Genomic DNA, 3,598 nt, shown 5'->3' on the forward strand with positions numbered 1-3,598 from the left:
TTCATAGTGTTTCGGTGGTTATAGCGTAGGGGAAACGCCCGGTTACATTCCGAACCCGGAAGCTAAGCCTTACAGCGCCGATGGTACTGCAGGGGGGACCCTGTGGGAGAGTAGGACGCCGCCGAACAATTCTTGAGAAAACCCCCGTACCATTCGGTACGGGGGTTTTCTGCGTTTCAGGATGTCTGGATCAGCTTGGTGTCGTACGCCAGGATGACCGCCTGAATGCGGTCACGGGAGCCGGTCTTGGCGAGAATGCGACCCACGTGGGTCTTCACCGTCGACTCGGCCAGGTGGAGACGCGTGGCTATCTCCGTGTTGGTCCAGCCCTTTCCTATGACCGTGAGGATCTCGCGTTCCCGGACCGTCAGGGAAGCGAGACGCGGGTCCTCCGGAGGCGAGGCCTCCGACGAGGCACCGGTCGGCAGGTGATGGACGTAGGCGTCCAGGAGGCGGCGGGTCAGGCTGGGGGCGACCACCGCGTCTCCCGTGGCCACCGCGCGGATGCCGGAGAGGAGTTCCTCGGGCTGGGCGTCCTTGACGAGGAAGCCGGAGGCACCTGCGCGGAGCCCGGCGTAGGCGTACTCGTCCAGGTCGAAGGTGGTGACGATCAGGATGCGGGTGCGGTCGCCGGCGGCGGTGATGCGGCGGGTCGCCTCGATCCCGTCGAGGCCGGGCATGCGGATGTCCATGAGGACGACATCCGGATGGAGCTCGGCCGCCATGCGGACCGCTTCGCTGCCGTTCGCCGCCTCGCCCACGACCGTCATGTCGTCCTGGCTCTCCAGCAGCATGCGGGAACCGAAGCGCTGAAGGGGCTGGTCGTCGGCGATGAGGACCGTGGTCACTGCGGGGGCTCCTCCGGGAGAGACAGGCGGACGCGCCAGCCCCGCTCCGGGTCGGGGCGGGGGCCGGCCTCAAGTGTGCCGCCGTACAGGGCCGTTCGCTCGCGCATTCCGGGTAGCCCGCGGCCGTCCCGCGAGGGCCCGTCCGTGCGGCTGCCGTTGCCGGTGTCGGTGATCGTGACGGTGACGGCGGACTTCTCCCCGTGTGAGAGCTCTATTTCCGCGGTGGCGTGGGGGCCGCCGTGCTTGAGGGTGTTGGTGAGGGCTTCCTGGACGACGCGGTAGACGGTGAGCTGGCGGCCCGGGGGAAGGCTGGGGCTGCCGTGGGTGGTGGTGCTGACGGGCAGGCCGGCGGAGCGTACGCCGTCGAGGAGCCGGTCGAGGTCGGTGAGGCCCGGCTGGGGGGTCAGGTCGGGCTGTTGCCTCTCCTCCTCGCGCAGGACGTCCAGGAGGCGGCGCAGTTCGGTGAGGGCCTGGCGGCTGGTGCTGGCGATGGCGTCGAGGGCCTGGGCCGCGCGTTCGGGGGACTTGGCGGCCGCGTATCGGCCGCCGTCGGCGAGGCCGGTGATGACGGAGAGGTTGTGGCCGATGATGTCGTGCATCTCGCGGGCGATGCGGGCGCGTTCGGCGGCGGTGGCGAGCTGGGCCTGCTGGTCGCGTTCGGTCTCCAGGCGGCGGGCGCGGTCCTCCAGGGCCTCCGTGTGGTCACGGCGGGTGCGGACCGTGGCGCCGATGAGGGCGGCCACGGTGATGGACATCAGATGGGAGCCGATCTGCTGGTGCCAGGAGCCCTCGCCGTGGCGGAGGGCCGACACGAGGACCGGGACGATCACCAGTGCCGTCGCCCACCACAGGTTGCGCAGCGGGCGGCGCAGGGCCAGGTGGTGGACGAGGACCAGTTGGAGCAGGGCTGCCTGGAGGGCGGCGCCGGTCCAGGCGTTGACGAGGGCGAAGGGCACCATGGCGGCCAGGACCGTGCCGGGGTGGGTGCGGCGCCACAGGAGCGGGGCCGACAGGCCGACGCTCAGGATGAGGAGGAGCCAGCCGGGGACGTCGTGGTGAAGGGCGTTGTTGCGCCAGCCGCCGCCGAAGTAGTCGATCAGGGCGGCGGTGAGCCAGAAGCCGGTGAAGTGCAGGTCCCACAGCAGCGGGTGGCGTCGGTCGAAGGCGCGCACCTTGTGGGTGAGGCGCTGGGCGTACTCGGTGAGGGGCTCCGGCGCCCGGTCTTCCGTCACGGGGTCCATCGTGCGGGATGCGCCGCTCGGCGTCATACGTCTTTGCGGCGCAGGACCACCGCGGCCACCGTGAGGAGGGCCGCCGTCCACAGGAGCATGGCCAGCAGGGCGGCGCCCGGGGAGGCCGCGCCGGGCAGGGGCTGGGCCGTGGTCAGGGCTTCCAGGGCCTTGCCGGGGAAGTAGCGGACGGCGTCGTCGACGAAGGCGTACGGGAGCATGGCCAGGATCTCCGGGAGGATCATGACGAGGCCGATGAAGGCGCCGATGGCCATCGGGACCGAGCGGAGCAGGGCGCCGACGCCGAGGGCGAGGACGGCGAGGAGGGTGAGGCCGGCCGCGTTGCCCGCGAGGGCGCGCAGGACGCCCGGGTCGCCGAGGGAGGCGGAGAGGTCGGTGCCGTTGAGGAAGGACTGGGCCAGGGGGAAGGTGAGGAGGTTCGTCGCCAGGGTGAGGGGGAGGGCGACCGCGGCCAGGACGGCGGCCTTGGACCACAGGACGGGCAGGCGGCGGGGGACCGCGGTCATCGTGGCGCGGATCTGGCCCGTGGAGTACTCGCCGGCGGTGGCCAGGATGCCCAGAACGCCGAGGTTGATCGTGGCGAACTGGGTGCCGAGCAGGGCGAACATGACGGGGTCCAGGCCGCCTTCGCCGGATCCGTCGTAGGCCGCGCCGAGCCCCGCGCCCATCGCGGCGGTCAGGAGGCTCGTGACGGCGAGGGTGATCCAGGTGGAGCGCAGGGTCCAGAACTTGTGCCATTCGGAGCGTAGGACGCGGGCCGGGGTCACGCGGTAGGGGAGGCTCGCCATGGTCATGCCGCTGCTCCTCGCGGGGTAGCCGGGTACTCCACCGCGTCGCGGGTGAGGTCCATGAAGGCCTCCTCCAGGGAGGCCGTGGCGGGGGTCAGTTCGTGGAGGGGGATGCCGTGGGCGGCTGCCGTGCGGCCGATGTGCGGGGCGTCCGTGCCGCGGATGCGGAGGGTGCCGGGGGTGTCGGTGGTGATGTCGATGCCGGGGGCGGTGAGGAGGTCTGCGAGGGTGCCGGCCTGAGGGGTGACGACCTTCGTGGTGCCCGCGCCGGAGTCGCGTACGAAGTCGGTGACCGTGGTGTCGGCGAGGAGGCGGCCGCGGCCGATGATGACGAGGTGGTCGGCGGTGAGGGCCATCTCGCTCATCAGGTGTGAGGAGACGAGGACGGTACGGCCCTCCGCGGCGAGCGACTTGAGCAGGTTGCGGATCCACAGGACGCCCTCCGGGTCGAGGCCGTTGACCGGCTCGTCGAGGATGAGCGTGGCCGGGTCGCCGAGGAGGGCGGCGGCGATGCCGAGGCGCTGTCCCATGCCGAGGGAGAAGCCCTTGACCCGGCGGTGGGCCACGTCGGTCAGGCCGGTGAGGCCGAGGACGTGCTCGACCCGGGCGCGGGGGATGCCGTGGGTGTGGGCGAGGGCGCGCAGATGGTGGTGGGCGGTGCGGCCGGGGTGGACCGACCGGGCCTCCAGCAGGGCGCCGACCTCGGTGAGGG

At 71.7% G+C, this 3,598-nt stretch carries 4 protein-coding genes and 1 rRNA gene; 1 reads left to right on the plus strand and 4 read right to left on the minus strand.

Features of this window, described 5'->3' with window-relative positions; genetic code table 11:
• The first annotated feature begins 10 nt into the window (after positions 1 to 10).
• A 5S ribosomal RNA gene (rrf, locus tag C1J00_RS40200) occupies positions 11 to 127 on the plus strand.
• Between the two features lie 49 nt (positions 128 to 176).
• Here the strand turns inward: rrf and C1J00_RS40205 are convergent.
• The 4 genes from C1J00_RS40205 to C1J00_RS40220 all read right to left on the minus strand — a co-directional run.
• Positions 177 to 848 (minus strand): response regulator, encoded by a 672-nt coding sequence (locus tag C1J00_RS40205; RefSeq protein ID WP_102913795.1) that lies wholly within the window; start codon positions 846 to 848, stop codon positions 177 to 179.
• Positions 845 to 2,089, minus strand: a complete 1,245-nt coding sequence (locus tag C1J00_RS40210; protein ID WP_102913796.1) for a sensor histidine kinase — start codon at positions 2,087 to 2,089, stop codon at positions 845 to 847. Before C1J00_RS40210 ends, C1J00_RS40205 begins: the two co-directional genes overlap by 4 nt.
• A 23-nt stretch (positions 2,090 to 2,112) precedes the next feature.
• The gene (locus tag C1J00_RS40215) at positions 2,113 to 2,892 is read right to left on the minus strand and encodes an ABC-2 transporter permease (protein ID WP_102913797.1); all 780 of its coding nucleotides are present in this window, start codon (positions 2,890 to 2,892) and stop codon (positions 2,113 to 2,115) included.
• Positions 2,889 to 3,598: DUF8746 domain-containing protein (locus C1J00_RS40220; protein ID WP_102913798.1), on the minus strand; the 710-nt coding region annotated here is incomplete at its 5' end. The genes C1J00_RS40220 and C1J00_RS40215, both read right to left, overlap by 4 nt.

The organism is Streptomyces cahuitamycinicus, from assembly GCF_002891435.1.
Lineage (GTDB): Bacteria > Actinomycetota > Actinomycetes > Streptomycetales > Streptomycetaceae > Streptomyces > Streptomyces cahuitamycinicus.